This is a genomic window from Pseudomonas sp. Pseusp11 (genome assembly GCF_047304405.1).
Taxonomy (GTDB): Bacteria; Pseudomonadota; Gammaproteobacteria; order Pseudomonadales; family Pseudomonadaceae; genus Aquipseudomonas.
In genome coordinates this window covers 61,257-80,054 of sequence record NZ_JBGLZF010000003.1, presented here as the reverse complement: position 1 = coordinate 80,054, position 18,798 = coordinate 61,257, and the positions used below count along the sequence as shown (strand labels likewise).

At 60.1% G+C, this 18,798-nt stretch carries 13 protein-coding genes; 6 read left to right on the top strand and 7 right to left on the bottom strand.

All coding sequences use genetic code 11. The features are described 5' to 3' along the window. Window positions 1–8 precede the first annotated feature (8 nt). From glyA to lon, 4 genes are all read left to right on the top strand, one after another. Complete coding sequence (glyA, locus tag ACCC96_RS03155) at window positions 9–1,247, top strand: serine hydroxymethyltransferase (RefSeq protein ID WP_413694977.1); 1,239 nt, start codon at window positions 9–11, stop codon at window positions 1,245–1,247. Window positions 1,248–1,488: 241 nt separating this feature from the next. After that, complete coding sequence (locus ACCC96_RS03150; RefSeq protein ID WP_413694976.1) at window positions 1,489–2,871, top strand: carbohydrate porin; 1,383 nt, start codon at window positions 1,489–1,491, stop codon at window positions 2,869–2,871. 150 nt (window positions 2,872–3,021) lie between these two features. Next, entirely contained in the window at window positions 3,022–5,430 is a 2,409-nt protein-coding gene (locus ACCC96_RS03145; RefSeq protein WP_413694975.1) for a glucose/quinate/shikimate family membrane-bound PQQ-dependent dehydrogenase, read from the top strand. A 575-nt stretch (window positions 5,431–6,005) separates the two neighbouring features. After that, on the top strand, window positions 6,006–8,423 hold the full coding sequence (gene lon / locus ACCC96_RS03140) for an endopeptidase La (RefSeq protein WP_019651314.1): 2,418 nt from the start codon (window positions 6,006–6,008) through the stop codon (window positions 8,421–8,423). Window positions 8,424–8,547: 124 nt separating this feature from the next. Here lon and ACCC96_RS03135 read toward each other — a convergent pair whose 3' ends face one another. From ACCC96_RS03135 to ACCC96_RS03125, 3 genes are all read right to left on the bottom strand, one after another. Next, entirely contained in the window at window positions 8,548–9,888 is a 1,341-nt protein-coding gene (locus ACCC96_RS03135; protein ID WP_413695058.1) for a Fic family protein, read from the bottom strand. Between the two features lie 159 nt (window positions 9,889–10,047). Then, a complete protein-coding gene (locus ACCC96_RS03130) occupies window positions 10,048–13,119 on the bottom strand; it encodes an efflux RND transporter permease subunit (protein WP_413694974.1) in 3,072 nt (1,023 codons plus the stop codon). A 6-nt stretch (window positions 13,120–13,125) separates the two neighbouring features. Then, window positions 13,126–14,226, bottom strand: a complete 1,101-nt coding sequence (locus ACCC96_RS03125; RefSeq protein ID WP_258672462.1) for an efflux RND transporter periplasmic adaptor subunit — start codon at window positions 14,224–14,226, stop codon at window positions 13,126–13,128. 94 nt (window positions 14,227–14,320) lie between these two features. Here ACCC96_RS03125 and ACCC96_RS03120 point away from each other — a divergent pair, with 94 nt between their 5' ends. Next, window positions 14,321–14,956, top strand: a complete 636-nt coding sequence (locus ACCC96_RS03120; protein ID WP_413694973.1) for a TetR/AcrR family transcriptional regulator — start codon at window positions 14,321–14,323, stop codon at window positions 14,954–14,956. Between the two features lie 107 nt (window positions 14,957–15,063). Here the strand turns inward: ACCC96_RS03120 and ACCC96_RS03115 are convergent, their stop codons facing one another. After that, a complete protein-coding gene (locus tag ACCC96_RS03115; RefSeq protein ID WP_018926668.1) occupies window positions 15,064–15,846 on the bottom strand; it encodes a class I SAM-dependent methyltransferase in 783 nt (260 codons plus the stop codon). 93 nt (window positions 15,847–15,939) lie between these two features. On the opposite strand from ACCC96_RS03115, the gene ACCC96_RS03110 reads away from it, so the two are divergent. Then, complete coding sequence (locus ACCC96_RS03110; RefSeq protein ID WP_413694972.1) at window positions 15,940–16,560, top strand: energy transducer TonB; 621 nt, start codon at window positions 15,940–15,942, stop codon at window positions 16,558–16,560. Window positions 16,561–16,595: 35 nt separating this feature from the next. Here the strand turns inward: ACCC96_RS03110 and ACCC96_RS03105 are convergent, their stop codons facing one another. Genes ACCC96_RS03105 through ACCC96_RS03095 form a run of 3 tightly spaced genes read right to left on the bottom strand, consistent with a single transcriptional unit; the run spans window position 16,596 to window position 18,611 of the window. Then, entirely contained in the window at window positions 16,596–17,417 is an 822-nt protein-coding gene (locus ACCC96_RS03105) for an isocitrate lyase/PEP mutase family protein (protein ID WP_019651819.1), read from the bottom strand. A gap of 31 nt (window positions 17,418–17,448) precedes the next feature. Further along, entirely contained in the window at window positions 17,449–18,309 is an 861-nt protein-coding gene (locus ACCC96_RS03100; RefSeq protein ID WP_413695057.1) for a DUF72 domain-containing protein, read from the bottom strand. Then, entirely contained in the window at window positions 18,306–18,611 is a 306-nt protein-coding gene (locus ACCC96_RS03095; RefSeq protein ID WP_007940187.1) for a hypothetical protein, read from the bottom strand. The genes ACCC96_RS03100 and ACCC96_RS03095 overlap by 4 nt, the downstream gene beginning before the upstream one ends. Window positions 18,612–18,798 lie beyond the last annotated feature (187 nt).

Here is an 18,798-nt window from a genome sequence, read left to right as displayed (position 1 = left end):
TGCCCTCCATGAGCCTGCAGAATCTAGACCCCACCCTCGCTCGCCTGATCAGCCGCGAACGCAACCGCCAGGAAACCCACCTGGAGCTGATCGCCTCGGAAAACTACGTCAGCGAAGAAGTACTGGAAGCCCAAGGTTCGGTGCTGACCAACAAGTACGCCGAAGGCTACCCAGGCAAGCGCTATTACGGTGGCTGTAAAGTGGTCGACGAGATTGAAAGCCTCGCCATCGAACGTGCCTGCAAACTGTTTGGCAGCGAATATGCCAACGTCCAGCCGCACTCCGGCTCCCAGGCCAATCAGGCCGTGTTTCTCGCGGTGCTCAACCCTGGCGACACGATTCTGGGAATGTCCCTGGCCGATGGCGGCCACTTGACCCATGGCGCCTCGGTAAACTTCTCCGGCAAGTTCTACACCGCGTACTCGTACGGCCTGGAAAAACACAGCGAAACCCTCGACTACGCCGAGATGGAAGCCCTGGCCCGGGAACACCGGCCGAAAATGATCATTGCCGGTGCCTCGGCGTATTCCAGGACCATCGACTTCCAGCGTTTTCGCAACATCTGCGATGAAATCGGCGCGTACCTGATGGTCGACATGGCGCACTACGCCGGACTCATCGCAGCCGGCCTGTACCCCTCGCCGATTGGCATTGCCGACTTCGTCACCTCGACCACTCATAAAACGCTGCGCGGCCCACGGGGCGGTCTGATCCTGGCCAAACGCGAACATGCGGCGTTGCTCGACAAGACGATATTCCCGGTCTATCAGGGTGGACCTCTGATGCACGTCATCGCCGCCAAGGCCGTAGCGTTCAATGAAGCCCTCGGTGATGAGTTCAAGCACTATCAGCAACGCGTCATCGACAACGCCAGGACCATGGCGAATATCCTTACTCGACGCGGCCTGCGGGTGGTGTCAGGGGGCACCGACTGCCACATGTTCCTGCTCGATCTGCGCGCGAAAAACATCACCGGAAAAGATGCCGAGGCGTTGCTCGAGAGCGCCCACATCACCTTGAACAAGAACGCGATCCCCGACGATCCGCAAAAACCTGCGATCACCAGCGGCATCCGCATTGGCACACCTGCCCTGACCACGCGGGGCTTCGGTGAAGCCGAATGCGCCGAAGTGGCCAACCTGATTGCCGACCTGCTTGAGCAACCGACCAATGCGGCGTTGCTGGACAATGTCCGTCGACGGGTGATGCATTTGTGTGAATGCTTCCCGGTCTATCTGTTGAATTAACGGCCCTGAAACATAGCGAGGCGGACTATTCAGTCCGCCTTTTTTTGCGCCACCTGGCACTGCGGCGACCGGTCGCAGCCGACTGTTACCAAATCCGAAATGATCCATGTCAGTAAAAGCCCTTTCTCAATGTGTTACAGAACATTATCCTTACGCCCGTCCAGCTGAAACGCTTCTCCCTGCTGCATTCCTGCTGCGTTCAGCGCATCCCCTTTAGAAAAAGATCAAGAATTCCTTCTCTATGCCTGATTTTCAAACTCCGCGAGACAGCGCTGTCTCACCCGCTGTGTCCAGCCGAAAAGCCCTGAAGCTGATCAGCGGGTTCACCGCTCTGGGCCTTGCCACTTGCGCCCAGGCCGCGCCAGCCTTCGATAGCGACTCGCCATGGATGCTGGGTGACTGGAACGGCACTCGCACCGAACTTTCGGAAAAAGGCTACGACTTCAAAGTCGATTACACCGGTGAAATGGGCAGCAACCTGCACGGCGGCTACGACCATGACCGTACCGCGCGCTACAGCGATCAGTTTGCCTTGGGTACTCACCTGGACTTGCAGAAGATTCTGGGTTGGGACGACGCTGAATTTCAGCTGACCATCACCGAACGCAACGGCAACAACATCAGCAACGACCGGATCAACGACCCGCGTGTTGGCGGTTTCACCTCGGCGCAGGAAGTCTGGGGCCGTGGCCAGACCTGGCGCCTGACGCAGATGTGGTATCAGCAGAAATTCTTCGACCAGAAGCTCGACATCAAGGTCGGCCGCTTTGGCGAGGGTGAAGACTTCAACAGCTTCCCCTGCGACTTCCAGAACCTGGCGTTCTGCGGCTCCCAGGTCGGTAACTGGGTTGGTGGCATCTGGTACAACTGGCCGGTCAGCCAGTGGGCCATGCGCGTCAAATATCACCTGACGCCCGAGCTCTACGCACAAGTCGGGGCTTACGAGCAAAACCCGTCCAATCTGGATCGCGGCAACGGTTTCAAGCTCAGCGGCAGCGGCACTCAGGGCGCGATCCTGCCGGTGGAGCTGGTCTGGACCCCGAAGCTCAATGGCCTGCCGGGTGAATACCGCGCCGGTTACTACTACAGCAGCGCCAAGGCCAGCGACGTCTATAAGGACAGCCATGGCCAGCCGGCCGCCCTGAGCGGCGAGGCTTACCGCAGTGCATCGAGCAAGCATGGCGTATGGCTCGGTATTCAGCAGCAACTGACCAGCCGCGCCAGCGACAATTCACGCGGCCTGAGTGTGTTCGCCAACGCCACGATGCACGACAAGAAGACCAACGTCATCGACAACTATGTCCAGGCCGGCGTCGTCTACAAAGGCCTGTTCGATGCCCGCGCCAAGGACGATATCGGCTTCGCGCTGGCCCGTGTCCACGTCAACCCGGCTTACCGCAAGAACGCCGAGGCGACCAATCAGGCCCGCGCCGTCCAGGACTTCGACGACCCGTCGTTCCTGCCCCCGCAAGACACCGAATACAGCAGCGAGCTCTATTACGGCGTGCACGTCACCAACTGGCTGACCGTGCGCCCGAACCTGCAATACATCCGCCACCCCGGTGGCGTGGACAAGGTCGACGACGCGCTGATTGGCGGGATCAAGATCCAGTCATCGTTCTGATTAAACGCATAAAACCTGTGGGAGCTGGCAAGCCTGCTCCCACAGGGACCGCATCAACCAAACACTTTTTCGATGAACCATGCCCGCGCCAGATCGTCATCTACAGTGAACTTGCGCGGGACTACTTAAAACGTCACGGAGAACCACACTATGAGCACTGACGGTGCTTTGAGTCGAAGCCGTTTATTGCCGACCCTGCTCGGCATTCTGCTTCTACTAATGGGCCTGGCCTTGCTGGCCGGGGGGATCAAGCTGAGCATGCTCGGCGGCTCGCTGTATTACCTGCTGGCCGGTATCGGCCTGGCGGTGACCGGGGGTCTGCTGATCGCTGCCCGCCGCTCGGCACTGGGCATGTACGCAGCCGTGTTGTTCGCCAGCACCGTCTGGGCGCTGTGGGAAGTCGCCCTCGACTGGTGGCAATTAGTGCCGCGCCTGGCGCTGTTCTTTGCCCTCGGCATCGTCCTGCTGCTGCCGTGGGTTCGTCGCCCGTTGCATCGCGGTGAGTTCAACCCGATCGGCACCGGCGCACTGAGCGTCGCCGTGGTTATCGCCGGTATCGCCGCGCTGGCCAGCCTGTTCACCAACCCCGGTGAAATCAAAGGCCAACTGGACCGTGACGCCGTGCCTGGCATGAGCAACACCGCCCCGGCCATGCCGGATGGCGACTGGAACTCCTACGGCCGCAGCGCCCATGGCGATCGCTACTCGCCACTGGCGCAAATCACCCCGCAGAACGTCAGCAAACTGGTTCCCGCCTGGACTTTCCGTACCGGTGACCTGCCTGGCCCGAACGACCCGGGCGAAACCACCGCCGAAAACACCCCGCTCAAAGCCAACGGCATGCTCTATGTCTGCACGCCGCACAGCCAGGTGATCGCACTGGACCCGGACACCGGCAAGGAAATCTGGCGTTTCGATCCGAAGCTCTCCACGCAGAACGCGGCGAACTTCAAGGGTTGGGCGCACATGACCTGCCGTGGCGTGACCTATCACGATGATGCCACCTACGCATCCGAGCAGAGCCCGACCGGCACTGCCAACCCACCAGTGACCAGCGTCTGCCCGCGCCGGATCTTCCTGCCGACCGCCGACACCCGCCTGATCGCCCTGAACGCCGACACCGGCAAAATGTGCGAAGACTTCGGTAACGGTGGCCAGGTCGACCTGACCGCCAACATCGGCGGTTTCACCCCTGGTGGTTACTACTCCACTTCGCCACCGGCGGTCACCAAAGACCTGGTGGTGATTGGCGGCCACGTCACCGACAACGTTTCCACCGACGAGCCAAGCGGCGTGATCCGCGCGTTCGACGTGCACACCGGCAAACTGGTGTGGAACTGGGACAGCGGCAACCCGGACGACACCACGCCGATTGCCGAAGGCAAGGTCTACACCCGCAACTCGCCGAACATGTGGTCCATGTTCGCCGTCGACGAAAAACTCGGCATGCTCTACCTGCCGATGGGCAACCAGACCCCGGATCAGTTCGGTGGCGCGCGTACCCCTGAATCGGAACTGCACTCCGCCGGCCTGACCGCGCTGGACATCGCCACCGGCAAAGTGCGCTGGCACTTCCAGTTCACTCACCATGACCTGTGGGACATGGACGTCGGTGGCCAGCCAACCCTGATGGACCTGAAAACCGCAGACGGTGTGAAACCGGCGGTGCTCGCGTCCACCAAGCAAGGCAGCATCTACGTGCTGGATCGCAGCAACGGCAAGGCCATCGTGCCGATCAACGAAGTGCCGGTGCCACAAGGCGCTGTCGAAGGTGATCACACCTCGCCGACCCAACCGAAATCCGACCTGAACCTGATGCCGCCGCCGCTGAAAGAGCGCGACATGTGGGGCGTCACCCCGTTCGACCAACTGATCTGCCGGATCAACTTCAAATCCCTGCGCTACGACGGCCCGTTCACGCCGCCATCGCTGCAAGGTTCGATCGTTTATCCAGGCAACTTCGGTGTGTTCGACTGGGGTGGTATCTCGGTTGACCCGGTGCGTCAGATTGCTTTCATGAACCCGGACTACATGGCGTTCAAATCGAAACTGATCCCCGCCGCCGAAATCGCAGCCCAAGGCCCGCGTAAAAGCGAAACCGAAGGCGTGCAGCCGAACAAAGGCGCGCCATACGGCGTCATCCTCGAACCCCTGCTCTCGCCAATGGGCCTGCCGTGCCAGGCACCGGCCTGGGGTTACGTGACAGCGGTCGACCTGACCACCAGCAAAATCATCTGGAAACACAAAAACGGCACCGTGCGTGACAGCTCGCCGGTTCCGATCCCTCTGAGCATGGGCGTACCGAGCCTGGGCGGGACCTTCACCACTGCCGGTGGCGTAGCCTTCCTGAGCGGCACCCTCGACCAGTACCTGCGCGCCTACGACGTGAAAAACGGCAAGCAGCTTTGGGAAGGCCGCCTGCCAGCCGGCGCGCAAACCACACCGATGACCTACACCGGCAAGGACGGCAAGCAATACGTGCTCGTCGTTGCGGGTGGTCACGGCTCGCTGGGCACCAAGCAAGGTGACTATGTGATTGCGTACAAACTGTCGGAATAAGCGGTAGCGGCAGTTAAAACAAAGGCGACGCCCTGTGAGGGGCGTCGCCTTTTTTGTGCTCGATTGTTTCAGGTCACCCGCCCCCGTAGGAACTGCCGAAGGCTGCGATCTTTTGACCTTGATTTTCAGCAGTCAGTAAAGACACCAGGATCAAAAGATCGCAGCCTTCGGCAGCTCCTACAAGTTTGAACGGGGTACATCTGGGAGAGATGGGTCGGCTGTCAGGCCGCCACGGCATGGTCAGATCCTCGGAATCGACCAGTGCCAGTTAAAAACTGTTACCTATGTGCTTGAACTGTTTTGTTACCTATGTGGGTGAGTCATACCCGAGCGTTTTTTGCTTCCTTTTTTAGGCGCTTGTAAAAAAGGGAGTCGCCGTAAGGGCGAAACCGCCAGCTGCCGTTACCGCAGCAACGGATATGTACACCACCAACAAGAACATGGTCGGCCCAAAGGCCGCCAAGGAGCCCAATACCTGTCAAAATCCTGAACACACACTCTGAAATAGCCAGGCCCATTGAAACCACCCCCCACCTGCCCCATCTAAGATCCATACCCTATTGCGCAGGTGCCCCATGACCGACCAGCAAGAATTCCCCGAAGACCCGAGCGAATACGCCGAAACAGACAACAACGAACACCCTTCAACCGGCAAAGGCCTCACCCTGCCTGGCCAGAACCTGCCGGACAAGGTCTACATCATCCCGATCCACAACCGGCCTTTTTTCCCGGCGCAAGTGCTGCCGGTGATCGTCAACGAAGAGCCGTGGGCCGAGACTCTCGAACTGGTGAGCCAGTCCGACCACCATTCTCTGGCCCTGTTCTTCATGGATGCCCCCCAGGACAACCCGCGCCATTTCGACACCAAAGCCCTGCCGGAATACGGCACGCTGGTCAAAGTCCATCACGCCAGCCGCGAAAACGGCAAACTGCAATTCGTCGCCCAGGGCCTGACCCGGGTGCGCATCAAAACCTGGCTCAAGCACCATCGCCCACCGTACCTGGTGGAAGTCGAATACCCGCACCAGCCCACCGAGCCGACCGACGAGGTCAAGGCCTACGGCATGGCGCTGATCAATGCGATCAAAGAGCTGCTGCCGCTGAACCCGCTGTACAGCGAAGAGTTGAAAAACTACCTCAACCGCTTCAGCCCCAACGATCCGTCGCCCCTGACCGACTTCGCCGCCGCCCTGACCTCGGCCACGGGCAGCGAGTTGCAAGAAGTGCTCGACTGCGTGCCGATGCTCAAGCGCATGGAAAAAGTCCTGCCGATGCTGCGCAAGGAAGTCGAAGTCGCGCGTTTACAGAAAGAGATTTCCGCTGAAGTTAACCGCAAGATTGGCGAACATCAGCGCGAGTTCTTCCTCAAGGAACAACTCAAGGTCATCCAGCAAGAGCTGGGGCTGACCAAGGACGACCGTAGCGCCGACATCGAGCAGTTCGAGCAACGCCTGACGGGCAAGGTGTTGTCGCCCCAGGCGCAGAAACGCATCGTTGAGGAAATGAACAAACTGTCGATCCTCGAAACCGGATCGCCGGAATACGCGGTGACCCGCAACTACCTCGACTGGGCGACCTCAGTGCCGTGGGGCGTGTACGGCGAGGACAAACTCGACCTCAAGCACGCGCGCAAGGTGCTGGATAAACACCACGCCGGCCTCGACGACATCAAGGACCGCATCCTCGAATTCCTCGCGGTCGGTGCCTATAAAGGCGAGATCAGCGGCTCCATCGTCTTGCTGGTGGGCCCGCCGGGCGTGGGCAAGACCAGCGTCGGCAAATCCATCGCCGAATCCCTGGGGCGGCCGTTCTATCGCTTCAGCCTCGGCGGCATGCGCGACGAAGCCGAGATCAAGGGCCATCGCCGCACCTACATCGGCGCGCAACCGGGCAAACTCGTCCAGGCGTTGAAAGACGTCGAAGTGATGAACCCGGTGATCATGCTCGACGAGATCGACAAGATGGGCCAGAGCTACCAGGGCGACCCGGCCTCGGCGCTGCTGGAAACCCTCGACCCGGAACAGAACGTCGAATTCCTCGACCATTACCTGGACTTGCGCCTGGACCTGTCGAAAGTGCTATTCGTCTGCACCGCCAACACCCTGGACTCGATCCCCGGCCCGTTGCTGGACCGGATGGAAGTGATTCGCCTGTCGGGTTACATCACCGAAGAAAAAGTCGCCATCGCCAAGCGTCACCTGTGGCCGAAACAGCTGGAAAAGGCCGGCGTCTCCAAAGGCAACTTGAGCATTAGCGACACTGCATTGAGGGCCTTGATCGACGGCTATGCCCGAGAGGCCGGAGTCCGTCAGCTGGAGAAAAACCTCGGCAAACTGGTGCGCAAAGCGGTGATGAAACTGCTCGACGAACCGAAAGCCGTCATCAAACTCGGCCCCAAAGACCTGGAAGCCTCACTCGGCCGTCCGGTGTTCCGCAACGAGCAAGTGCTGTCCGGCGTCGGCGTGATCACCGGACTGGCCTGGACCAGCATGGGCGGCGCGACCCTGCCGATCGAAGCCACGCGCATCCACACCCTCAACCGAGGCTTCAAACTCACCGGGCAGCTGGGGGACGTGATGAAAGAGTCGGCGGAAATCGCCTACAGCTACGTCAGCTCCCATCTGAAGCAATTCGGCGGTGACCCGACGTTCTTCGATGAAGCCTTCGTCCACCTCCACGTACCGGAAGGCGCAACGCCGAAAGACGGCCCGAGCGCCGGCGTGACCATGGCCAGCGCCCTGCTCTCCCTCGCCCGCAACCAACCGCCGAAAAAAGGCGTGGCCATGACCGGTGAACTGACGCTGACCGGGCATGTACTGCCGATTGGCGGTGTGCGCGAGAAAGTCATCGCGGCGCGTCGGCAGAAGATCAATGAACTGATTTTGCCGGAGCCGAACCGCGGTAACTTCGAGGAGTTGCCGGACTACCTGAAGGAAGGCATTACCGTGCACTTTGCCAAGCGCTTTGCGGATGTGGCGAAGATATTGTTCTGAGCCGTAACCTGATCGTTTCCATGGGTTGGGAATAATCAGACTCAGCAAAAAGCCCGCTGACCTTTTAAGGGGTCAGCGGGCTTTTCACTTATGTCACAAGTCAACAATGGCAGCTTGCCAGCGCCTATGGCGCTCCGCGCAAGAAGAACACCCACTCCCTGCCCATTTTCCTCTTCTCGAACACGTTCAACCCAACCAACCCATTCAAGGTCGCCGACGCGGTGTTGTAAGAGCAGTCCAGATTCTCCTTCACATTGACCGCCGTAAATTCCTTGGCCATTCCACTCTTGGCCACTTGGTATACCGCGCGCTGTCTCTCGGTCAATTGGTCAAAAAAGCCGGATTCCAACAACCATCGATCAAAGTTCTCGGCATAAGCCAGACTTTTCCGATAGGCCTCAGTAAAACCACTGACAGCACGCAGAATCACCGAACACTGGAAATCGATGAAATATGTCAGGTCCAGCTCATCAGCTTCCGTATTCAGATACGAGCGGCCATATTTCACCGGCGCATTGCGCAGCAAAATGCTGATCGCTATATAACGAAAGGCCGAGAAGTCATTTTTGAACATGAACCAGTAAAACAGCGCCCGCGCGACCCGGCCGTTGCCGTCGCGAAAAGGATGCTCATAACCCAACGCAAAATGCAGGGCGATGCCTTTTATCAACGGATGAAGATAATCCACTTGATAGGGGTCGTTGTGGGACTGATTGATCCAGTTCGACAGCACCTGCAGCCGTGACACCAGCCCTGCTGCGGGCGGTGGTGTATGAACGGTATTGCCCTCGCCATCCTGCACCACCACATCATCGTTGGCCCTGAAAGCTCCGGGTGAATATTGAGTGTCATCGATGCCCTCGACGCCGACACGATGCATCGCCGTAATCAGCTCGACGCTCAAGGGTTCATAACGCTTTTCCCAGGCGAAGTTCATCATTTTGTAGTTGCCGATGACCATCCGCTCATCCGGCGTACGCGGCAGCCGCTTGCGCTTGAGCATATCTTTTGCCACTCGGGTAGTGGTCGCTGCACCTTCGAGTTGGCTGCTGCTGATTGCTTCATCTTCGATCAGATCGTTAAGCAGATAGCTGAAATGCGCATGCTCGCCGATCTGGCTGGTCATGTGTTCCAGCGCTGCCGTTGTCGCTTGCCGATCGACGGCAGAAACCGCTTTCTGCGCCAGCGGCGTGAGCACGAAGCGACCCCATTGGACAGGCTCGCCCAATGGCAGAAGGGTTGAGTACTGGGCGGTCCGGGCTTTTTTGACCAAGGCCCAGCACAGATTCGAGTCCAGCCCCGGCGCCCAGCGGTAGCGCAAGTCATCGAATGGAAGGTAACGCCCCTGATCGTCCAGAGGCTTGAGCAGTGCGAGGTAGTCCGAGAGGCGTTCCTTATTGGGCGATTGCCCCAACCGATCGAACACCGGGTCGGATCTGCCCTTCAGCATGGGCGGCTTTTTCATCATTGCTGTCTCAAAAACTCACGAAACCGAGTCTCGAGTACAACACCGCCCTTGCTCTGACTCAATATCAGACGGATCTGAAATACATGTAGGAGCTACCGCAGGATGCTCCTACAAGGGAAGGCGGCGAGCCAAACCACGAGGTCGAGGCCGCCAAGATCAAACAGGCTCTTTCTTGACCCTGAACCAAGCCGCATACAACGCCGGCAAGAACAGCAACGTCAACGCCGTCGCCACAATCAGCCCGCCCATGATCGCCACCGCCATCGGCCCGAAAAACACACTGCGCGATAATGGAATCATCGCCAGCACCGCCGCCAGCGCGGTCAACACAATCGGCCGGAAACGCCGCACCGTCGCCTCGATGATCGCCTGCCAGGGCTTGAGCCCGGCAGCGATGTCCTGCTCGATCTGGTCCACCAGAATCACCGAGTTACGCATGATCATCCCGGACAAGGCGATGGTCCCGAGCATGGCGACGAAACCGAACGGCTGACGGAACACCATCAGAAACAGCGTCACCCCGATCAACCCCAGCGGCGCTGTCAGAAACACCATGGCAGTGCGTGAGAAACTGCGCAGTTGCAGCATCAGCAACGTCAGCACCACCACGATGAACAGCGGCACGCCGGCCTTCACCGAGTTCTGCCCACGGGCCGAGTCTTCCACCGTACCGCCGACTTCCAGCAGATAGCCGTCCGGCAGTTCGGCGCGGATCGGATCGAGGGTCGGCATGATTTGCTGCACCAGTGTCGCCGGTTGTTCCTTGCCGTAGATGTCGGCGCGAACCGTCACGTTGGGCAGGCGGTTACGGTGCCAGATGATGCCTTCTTCGAAGCCGTATTCCAGCGTGGCAATCTGCGACAACGCCACGCTGCGACCGTTGTCGGTCGGCACGGCCAGGCTCGGCAGCAACGCCAGTTCAGTGCGCTCATGCACCGTGCCGCGCAGCAGGATCTCGATCAATTCGTTGTCTTCGCGGTACTGACTGACACTGGAGCCGGTCAACGAGCTTCGCAGGAACCCCGAGAGGTTCGCCGTGCTCACGCCCAGCGCCCGCGCGCGGTCCTGATCGACGTTCAGGTACACGACTTTGCTCGGCTCTTCCCAGTCCAGATGCACGTTGGCCACGTGTGGATTCTCGCGAACCTTGGCCGCGACTTTACGCGCCAGGGCGCGGACGTCCGCAATGTGTTCACCGGTGACCCGGAACTGCACCGGATAGCCAACCGGCGGGCCGTTTTCCAGACGCGTGACCCGCGAGCGCAGGGCCGGGAATTGTTCATTGAGGGTTTCGATCAGCCAAGTGCGCAGGGTTTCGCGGTCTTCGATGGTTTTGGCCAGGACAACAAATTGCGCGAAGCTTGCGGCCGGAAGTTGCTGGTCCAGCGGCAGGTAGAAACGCGGCGAACCGGTGCCGACATAAGCCACATAGTTGTCGATCCCGGCGTGATCCTTGAGCAGGCCTTCGAGACGCTTGACCTCCTCGGCGGTGTTGCTCAGGGAGGCACCTTCGGCGAGTTTCAGATCAACCATCAATTCCAGTCGCCCCGATGCCGGGAAGAACTGCTGCGGCACGAAACGGAACAACACCACGGACGCGACGAACATCACGATGGTCAGCACGATCACCGTTTTGCGCCGGCGTACGCACCACTCCACCAGCCGTCTGACGCGCTGATAGAACGGCGTGCCGTAAGGGTCGGGTTGGCCGTCGCCAGTGCCGTGTTTGGCGGCGTGAATTTTTGCCAGGTCCGGCAGGAGTTTCTCCCCCAGATAAGGCACAAAAACCACGGCGGCCACCCAAGACGCCAGTAGCGCGATAGTCACCACCTGGAAGATCGAGCGGGTGTACTCGCCGGTGCCCGATTGCGCGGTGGCGATCGGCAGGAAACCGGCCGCGGTGATCAACGTACCGGTGAGCATCGGGAACGCGGTGCTGGTCCAGGCATAGCTGGCGGCCTTGATCCGGTCGAAGCCCTGCTCCATTTTGATCGCCATCATTTCCACGGCGATGATCGCATCATCCACCAGCAAGCCCAGCGCCAGCACCAGCGCGCCGAGGGAAATCTTGTGCAGGCCTATCCCTAAGTAATACATGCAGGCGAACGTCATCGCCAACACCAGCGGTATCGCCAGCGCTACGACCATGCCGGTGCGCACGCCAAGGGAGAAGAAGCTCACCAGCAACACAATCGCCAGGGCCTCCACCAGTACCTGAACGAACTCGCCCACACCGGTTTTCACCGCGGCGGGTTGATCGGAGACTTTGCGCAACTGCATGCCGGCCGGCAGGTTTTGCTGAATCCGGGCGAACTCGATTTCCAGCGCCTTGCCCAATACCAGAATATCGCCACCGTCCTTCATGGCCACCGCCAGACCGATGGCGTCTTCAGCCATGAAGCGCATGCGCGGCGCCGGTGGATCGTTGAAGCCACGACGAACGTCCGCCACATCACCGATGCGGAACGTGCGATCTGCAACGCGAATCGGGAAGTTCTTGATCTCGTCGACCGTCTGAAAATTCCCCGAGACCCGTAGCTGCAAACGCTCGCTGGTGGTTTCGAAGAAGCCGGCGGTGGACATCGCGTTCTGTTCTTCAAGTGCCTGCTGCACCGCCGCCAGCGGCACCCCGAGGGTGGCCAGTTTAACGTTGGAGAGTTCGATCCAGACCTTCTCGTCCTGCAACCCGAGCAGGTCGACCTTGCCCACATCCTTGACCCGTTGCAGCTGGATCTGGATGCGGTCGGCGTAATCCTTGAGCACTGCGTAATCAAAGCCCTCGCCGGTCAGGGCGTAGATATTGCCGAACGTGGTGCCGAATTCATCGTTGAAAAACGGGCCCTGGATCCCCGGTGGCAGGGTCTGGCGAATATCGCTGATTTTCTTGCGGACCTGATACCAGAGGTCCGGGATATCCACCGAATGCATGGAATCGCGCGCCATGAACGTCACCTGGGACTCGCCCGGGCGGGAGAACGAGGTGATCCGTTCGTACTCGCCGGTTTCCATCAGTTTCTTTTCAATACGCTCGGTGACCTGGCGCGCCACTTCCTCGGCGGTGGCCCCCGGCCAGTTGGTACGAATTACCATGGCCTTGAAGGTGAACGGCGGGTCTTCGCTTTGGCCAAGCTTGGTGTAGGACAACGCCCCGACCACAGCCAGCAGGAGCATCAGGAACAGTACGATCTGGCGGTTACGCAGCGCCCATTCGGATAGATTGAAACCCATCGGGGATTACTCCTTGTGCGCCAGATTGACCACGCGGTTGGAGCGATCCACCGGGCGCACTTGCTGCCCGTCGTGAAGCACATGAACACCGGCCGCCACCACCCAGTCGCTGGCGTTCAGCCCCTCGAGCACCGGCACGGTTTTCTCGCCAAATGCACCGACCCGCACCGGGACTTTTTTCAAGGTATTGTTGGCGCCGACCACCCACACGTAGGTGGCGCCGTTTTCTGCGGTGAGGGCCGACAGCGGCACTGACAACGGCACCACTTCGGCAGTCTGGATGAACACCCGGGCACTCTGGCCGAGTTCGGCGGGAACCTTGCCGGCGGTAAATGCGACACGGGCGGCAAAAGTGCGGGATTTGGGATCGGCGGCAGGCGACAACTCACGGATCTGCCCAGGGAAACGCTGATCGGGTTGGGTCCAGAGCTCCACCGAGACCGGCTGACCGACCTTGAAGCGGCCGAAGCTCTGCTCCGGCAGGCTGATCAATACTTCGCGCTCGCCATCGGTGGCCAGGGTAAACACGGTTTGCCCGGCCGCCACCACTTGCCCGACTTCAACCGCGCGCTTGGCCACCACGCCATCCTGCGGCGCACGCAACACCGCGTAACTGGCCTGATTGGTCGAAACGTTGAATTCGGCTTTGATTTGCTTGAGGCGGGCCTCACCGGAGCGATAGAGGTTTTCCGCGTTGTCGTACTGCGAACGGCTGACCATCTGCCGCTCCATCAGGGTCTTGTAGCGATCACGCTCGGCGCGCACCAGGTTCAGATTGGCTTCGGCAGCCGCGACCTGGGCACGGGTGGCTTCCAGTTGCAGGCGCACGTCCTGAGGATCGAGTTCCGCCAGGGGTTGGTCAGCCTTGACCCGCTGCCCTTCTTCGACCAGTCGTCGGCTGACTTTGCCGCCAATCCGGAAGGCCAGGTCCGGCTCATACCGCGCACGGACTTCACCAGGATAACTTTCCATTGCCTGGGCCGAGGGCTCTGGCTGCACCACCATGGCCGGGCGCACGCTGACCGGAGGGGCTTCTTCATGGCCACATGCCGACAATAAAAAAGCCAGACTGACCGGCAACGCGAGGGGCAAGGCAAAGCGCAGCATGGTGAACGACCTTTCGCTAATGGGGCTTGGAATAATTATACTGACCAGTATGTTATTAATAGCAAACTCACCAGTCCAGTATTAAAAGCGAAGAATGTCAGACAATCTTTCCACCCCCAGCGGTCCGGGCCGTCCCAAGGATCTGGCCAAGCGCCGGGCAATCCTCGACGCGGCGAAAATCCTGTTTTTGAGTAAGGGATACGCCAACACCAGCATGGATGCCGTAGCGACTGAGGCCGGCGTGTCGAAGCTGACGGTCTACAGCCATTTCAACGACAAGGAGACGCTGTTCTCTTCCGCTGTCGTGGCCAAATGCGAGGAGCAATTGCCTCCGCTGGCTTTTGAATTGCCGGACGGCATCGCCGTGGAAACCGTGCTGCTGAACATCGCACACGGCTTTCATCAACTGATCAACAGCGACGAATCGGTGAACCTGCACCGGCTGATGATGACGCTGGGCAGCCAGGACCCGAAACTCGCACAGATCTTCTTCGAGGCCGGGCCGGAACGCGTGCTGCACGGCATGGAGCGTTTGCTGAGCAAGATCGATCAGAGTGGCGTGTTGAGCATCGACAAACCGCGCAATGCCGCCGAGCACTTCTTCTGCCTGCTCAAGGGTGCGGGGAATTTCCGCTTGCTGTATGGCTGCGGCGAACCGGTAACCGGGGATGCGGCCGAAGCCCATGTGCAGGAAGTGGTGGGATTGTTTATGCGGGCGTATCGGCCCTGAATCCAGCGGAATAAGTGTTGCCTGCAAAAAGATCGCAGCCTGCGGCAGCTCCTACATCGGATGATGTAAACCCGATCCTGTAGGAGCTGCCGAAGGCTGCGATCTTTTTAGGGCTTGAGCGCTTTCTTCGGATAGATGTCATACCGGCTGGACTTGCCGTCCAGCGCATGGCTCGGCTTCGGCCCATCGATGCACGGCGCCTTGCGCGGGCGTTTGACCACCACCCGGTGACTGGCCAGGGCCAACGCCGCTTCGAGTAGGGCCGGTGCATCCGGATCATCGCCGACCAGCGGCCGGAACAGGCGCATTTCCTTCTTCACCAACGCGGTTTTCTCTCGATGGGGAAACATCGGGTCAAGGTAGATCACCTGCGGCGGCTCGCCTTCCCAGTTGCGCATCACCTCGATCGAATTGCCCTTGAGCAAACGCATCCGCGCCACGATCGGCGCTACGTCGAAATCTTCCGCGCCGCGCGCCAGGCCATCTTCAAGCAAGGCGCCGATCAGCGGCTGGCGCTCGATCAGGCTCATCTCGCAGCCCAGGCTGGCCAGCACGAACGCGTCCTTGCCCAGCCCGGCCGTGGCGTCCAGCACCCGCGGGCGCACGCCCTGGGCGATGCCGACCGCCTTGGCGATCATCTGACCGCTGCCGCCGCCGTACAACCGACGATGGGCCGCGCCACCCTCGACGAAGTCGACCCGCACCGGCCCCGGTGCATCCGGCCCCAGTTGTTGCAGTTGCAAACCCTGCTCACCCACCTGCAGGGCAAACTCGCCGTCATCCACCTGCAACGGCAAACCCAGGCGCTCGGCCCATTGCTCGGCCTGTGGCTGGAACGTCGCGCCCAAGGCTTCGACATGGATGCGGCAGGCCGCAGGTTGCTCAATCATGGGAAAACACGCTCAAAAAATTAATGATCGGCAAAAACGGCCGATAACCAAACTATCGAGCATTTTGCCAGAGCTGAGCGTCGACCGAGAAAAATGTCAGGCATTCAACGCACATCGATAGGTTACATCTCGCCCCACGGCGATTTTGGCCTGCGAAACTCCCAAGCACTGAGCGGCGTCAGTCACCTGTGGCAAGATTTTTTTGCCCAGGCCCTGGCCGATCAGTCGGGTGATGGGGTGCCGGCGTCGCTCAACTTCCCGCCGGTCGATCTCGACAGCCCGGTCGAACCGACCGTCGGCAGCGAGCTGCTGGCGCACATCATTTCCCAGCGTGAATGTGATGTGAAAGAAACCGAAGTCCGTCCGCCGGAACCATTGTTTCTGCCAATTGCCGAGTTCGAAATGGACCTGGCCGATAAACCGTTCCCACCGTTCCCGCCGGAAGAAATCGTCGCGCAACAGAAACAGCAGGATTTCGAAAGCGGCTGGGTTCGCCCGATCGTGCTCACCGCCGGTCAACCGCTGCCCGAGCCTGGCGCCGCGCCGCAACCACGTCCGCTGCACTTGCCGATCGCCGAGTTCGAACTCGACCTGCTGGACAAGCCGTTCCCGCCGTTCTCACCGCAAGAACTGGTGGAACAACAGAAACAACTCGATTTCGATAACGGCTGGGCGCGCCCGATCGTTCTGCAGAACCTGCGCATCGCCGCATAACCCCTCAGCGGCCCAGCCACCTCGGTCCGACCCTGTCAGCCTTTGAAGAATTGATTGGCCTTCTGGAACGGCATCGACCGGGAAGTGAAGCCAAAGGTCCCGTGTTGCTGGATTTCCTCGGCCGCGCGCAAGAACTCGCCATACGCTGCCAAAGCCAGGGCCGAACCGACGCTGATGCGCTTGACGCCCATTTCGCTCAACTGCGCAACCGTCAGCTTGAGTCCGCCGGACATCAACACATTGACCGGTTTCGGTGCCACGGCGCGAACCACCGCCAAGACCTCTTCGGCATTGCGTAGGCCTGGGGCGTAAAGCACGTCCGCGCCGGCCTCGGCGAATGCCTGCAAGCGGCGAATGGTATCGTCGAGGTCAGGATTGCCGTGCAAATAGTTCTCGGCACGCGCCGTCAACGTGAAGGGGAAAGGCAAGCTGCGCGCTGCTGCTACGGCGGCTTCGATACGCGCCACGGCATGCTCGAAGCAGTAGATCGGACCGTCTTCACGCCCGGTGGCATCCTCGATCGAACCGCCTACGGCACCGGCCTGGGCGGCCCGCAGAATACTTTGCGCGCACTCGGCGGGGTCATCAGCGAAACCGTTTTCCAGATCGACCGCGACTGGCAGGTCGGTCGCCGCGACAATCGCCCGAACGTTCGCCAGGGTATCGTCGAGCGTCAGCCCACCATCGGGGCGGCCCTGGGAAAAGGCATAACCGGCGCTGGTGGTTGCCAGTGCCTCGAAGCCAAGGCTGGCGAGCATTTTCGCCGAGCCGGCGTCCCAGGGATTGGGAATGACAAAAGCGCCCTCGCGTTCGTGCAGTGCTTTGAACGCCTGGGCTCGAAGGGTTTGCGCATCCATTGGCAGACTCCTGAAAAAGGGAAAACCCGCTTCAGAGCAAACCAAGTTGCTCGGCGGCGGGTTCTCTGTATAGCTCAGGCAGCGGCGGCAAGCCAGGCAAACGCTGCATCAGTTGTGCGTGAAAACGTTGTGCCAGTTTCGCCGCCAGCAGGTTATCGGCGGTGTGCAGGAAGATATACGGCGTGCGCCCCTCTTCGATCCAGACGGCGATTTTCTCGACCCATGGCACCAGGAACGGATCGTTGGCTTCAAGCTCCGGATGGCCGATGAAACGCACCTGTGGAAACTGAGTGAACGCCGCAGGGCGAGGCGGCACCCTGGGCTTTTTCGATTGGGCGTGAAGCACCGAAGGATCGGTCGAGGTGCAGCTGAACAGCGCTCGCGGATCGAGGCAAATGCGCTCGACACCACGGTCCAGCAACAGGCGATTGAGCATTCGCTCGGCATCGCCCTTGGCAAAGAACTCGTCATGCCGCACTTCGACCGCCAAGGGCCGGTCCACCGCATCGATAAAACCGGCCAGCTCTGACAGTCGTTGCGGGGTGAAGCTTTTGGACAATTGCAGCCACAATGGCGAAACCCGCGCCCCCAGAGGGCTGAGCAATTGCAGGAAAGTTTCTGTGGCGGTCAATTGTTCGCGCAGGTCACCGCTGTGGCTGATGTCGCCGGGGAATTTGGCGGTGAAGCGAAAGTGTTCGGGCATGGTCTCGGCCCAGCGCTGCACGGTGGCGGCAGCCGGGCTCGCGTAGAAGGTCGTATTGCCTTCCACGGCGTTGAACACTTGGGAATAAAGATCAAGAAACTCGGCGGGCCTGGCGTCCTGTGGATACAAGTAGTCGCGCCAGGCGTTTTCGCTCCAGGACGGGCAGCCGAGGTAATAAGGCAGCATCAGATGTACAGGTCGAGACCCAGCACATCCGCATCCCAATCGACAAAAGTGGCAGTGCTCAGGTAACTGGCCAGTGCCATCGCCACGCTTTTGCTCATGGCGCGGTGATAAATCATGTCTTGTTGACGCGCGGGAAGATTGCTCAGGCGTTGCGCGGAGGCTTTGGCGGCGCGGGCGGCCAATTGCTCTTCGGTAGGGAATTCCAGCTCGCCGTCGATATCGACGGAGTCATCCTCAGACACATGGCCTTTACGAGGCTTGCGCTTGATCGGGTAGGACTGGGAGGAAACGCCGTCTATACGCATAAGTGCATGCTCGGTATCGATGATGGCAGTTTAGTGGCGCATTACCCACTTCGCAAACCGCCGAGTGATAACTAGAACACAGAAAAGCGAAAAGGTTTAAAAGCGACGGGCAGAAACTGATGATTGGCTGCGGTTGGAACACTTTGTGGCGAGGGAGCTTGCTCCCGCTGGGCTGCGAAGCTGCCCC

What these genes read in the sequence shown, in the direction of transcription:
- glyA (WP_413694977.1), top strand. Translation starts at nt 9, where the DNA reads ATGAGCCTGCAGAATCTAGACCCCACCCTCGCTCGCCTGATCAGCCGC.
- ACCC96_RS03150 (WP_413694976.1), top strand. Translation starts at nt 1,489, where the DNA reads ATGCCTGATTTTCAAACTCCGCGAGACAGCGCTGTCTCACCCGCTGTG.
- ACCC96_RS03145 (WP_413694975.1), top strand. Translation starts at nt 3,022, where the DNA reads ATGAGCACTGACGGTGCTTTGAGTCGAAGCCGTTTATTGCCGACCCTG.
- lon (WP_019651314.1), top strand. Translation starts at nt 6,006, where the DNA reads ATGACCGACCAGCAAGAATTCCCCGAAGACCCGAGCGAATACGCCGAA.
- ACCC96_RS03135 (WP_413695058.1), bottom strand. Translation starts at nt 9,888, where the DNA reads ATGAAAAAGCCGCCCATGCTGAAGGGCAGATCCGACCCGGTGTTCGAT.
- ACCC96_RS03130 (WP_413694974.1), bottom strand. Translation starts at nt 13,119, where the DNA reads ATGGGTTTCAATCTATCCGAATGGGCGCTGCGTAACCGCCAGATCGTA.
- ACCC96_RS03125 (WP_258672462.1), bottom strand. Translation starts at nt 14,226, where the DNA reads ATGCTGCGCTTTGCCTTGCCCCTCGCGTTGCCGGTCAGTCTGGCTTTT.
- ACCC96_RS03120 (WP_413694973.1), top strand. Translation starts at nt 14,321, where the DNA reads ATGTCAGACAATCTTTCCACCCCCAGCGGTCCGGGCCGTCCCAAGGAT.
- ACCC96_RS03115 (WP_018926668.1), bottom strand. Translation starts at nt 15,846, where the DNA reads ATGATTGAGCAACCTGCGGCCTGCCGCATCCATGTCGAAGCCTTGGGC.
- ACCC96_RS03110 (WP_413694972.1), top strand. Translation starts at nt 15,940, where the DNA reads ATGTCAGGCATTCAACGCACATCGATAGGTTACATCTCGCCCCACGGC.
- ACCC96_RS03105 (WP_019651819.1), bottom strand. Translation starts at nt 17,417, where the DNA reads ATGGATGCGCAAACCCTTCGAGCCCAGGCGTTCAAAGCACTGCACGAA.
- ACCC96_RS03095 (WP_007940187.1), bottom strand. Translation starts at nt 18,611, where the DNA reads ATGCGTATAGACGGCGTTTCCTCCCAGTCCTACCCGATCAAGCGCAAG.